The 1,570-nt window shown below is 39.4% G+C and carries 1 protein-coding gene; it reads left to right on the forward strand.

The window, feature by feature from the left end; all coding sequences use genetic code 11:
- Positions 1–577 precede the first annotated feature (577 nt).
- Positions 578–1,561 carry a transposase gene (locus KDK18_RS03210; RefSeq protein ID WP_257253167.1) on the forward strand — a complete coding sequence of 328 codons (984 nt, stop codon included), beginning with the start codon at positions 578–580 and terminating at the stop codon, positions 1,559–1,561.
- Positions 1,562–1,570: the final 9 nt, after the last annotated feature.

Consider the following 1,570-nt stretch of genomic DNA (forward strand, 5'->3'; position numbering starts at 1 on the left):
ATGAAATGAGCCTGAAGGGGAGCCCAGTTTCCAACATGAAATGAGCCTGTAAAATTCAGCACTGTCGTTCATGATGCGAGGGTGAAGATCATAGAAAATAAAAATAAAAAAAATAAAAAGGAAAAAATAAAAAGGACATCCACAAAAATAAAAAAAAAAAATAAAAAGGACATCCACAAAAATAAAACCAGTTAAAAAGCCAGTTAAAAAGGACATCCAGAAAATTAAAAAAGGTCATCCAGAATAAAAATAAAAAGGACACCCATATATTTGACCAATCGACTGGTTGAACTATCTTCCTCCTGTTACCCCTTATTGTCTTTGTATTAGGAGATCCCATGACTCAAGCCAGAAAATTAAAAAGAATTAAAAAGGACATCCAAAAATTAAAAAAAATTAAAAAGAAAATTAAAAAGGACATCCATATATTAAAAAATAAAAAGAAAAATAAAAAGGACATCCATATATTTTGTAAATTAAAAAGTAAATTAAAAAGGACATCCATATATTTGACCAATCGACTGAATGAACTATCTTCCTCCTGTTACCCATTATTGTCTTTGTAGTAGGAGATCCCATGACTCAAGCCCGCAGCAGCCTGATTGATTCAGGTTCGACTCCGTATTATCACTGTATGTCTCGGTGTGTTCGCAGGGCTTATTTGTGTGGTGAAGATCATCAGACCGGGAGGAATTTTGAGCATCGCAGGCAGTGGGTGGTCGATCGTATACAGGTATTAGTCTCCATTTTTGCCATCGAAGTATGTGCTTATGCTGTGATGTCTAATCATTATCATCTGGTACTACATATTAACACCAGTGAGGTTGAGAGCTGGAATCGAGATGAAATACTTCGGCGATGGACTACCCTTTTCACTGGACCTTTATTGATCCAACGCTATATGAGCAACGACACTCTCAGTCGCTCAGAACTCAGCCGCATTGATGAATATGTGGCAGAGTATCGTATCCGTTTGAAGAATATCAGCTGGTTTATGCGTTGTTTGAACGAGTATCTAGCCCGTGAAGCCAACAAGGAAGATGGTTGTAAAGGTCGATTCTGGGAAGGGCGTTTTAAGAGTCAGGCGTTACTGGATGAGTCGGCTTTGCTGACCTGCATGGCATATGTTGACCTGAATCCTGTCCGGGCAAAACTGGCATCCACATCGGAACAATCGGACTATACCTCTATCCAGAAACGTATCGAAAAAGCTACTGAAGCGACAGATTGCAACCAGCCGTTCATGTTGAAGCCTTTTCAGAGTCAGGGGCAAAATACGAATAAAGCATTGCCTTATATTCTTCATGATTACCTGGAGCTAGTGGACTGGAGTGGAAGAGCATTGAGAACGGATAAGAAAGGTTCTATACCAGAAAGCTCACCTCCTATCCTGACAAGACTTGAAATCGATGCTGACGAATGGCTAAAAACCATGAGTTGGAACAATCGATTCTATCGCGCAGCTGGAAGACTCAAGGCCATGAAGGCATATGCTATCAGTGCAGGTCAACAATGGCTTCAAGGGTTAAATTATTGTGGTCGTTTATTCCAATCTGGCTGATTCATTTTT

The organism is Endozoicomonas sp. SESOKO3 (assembly GCF_024606255.1).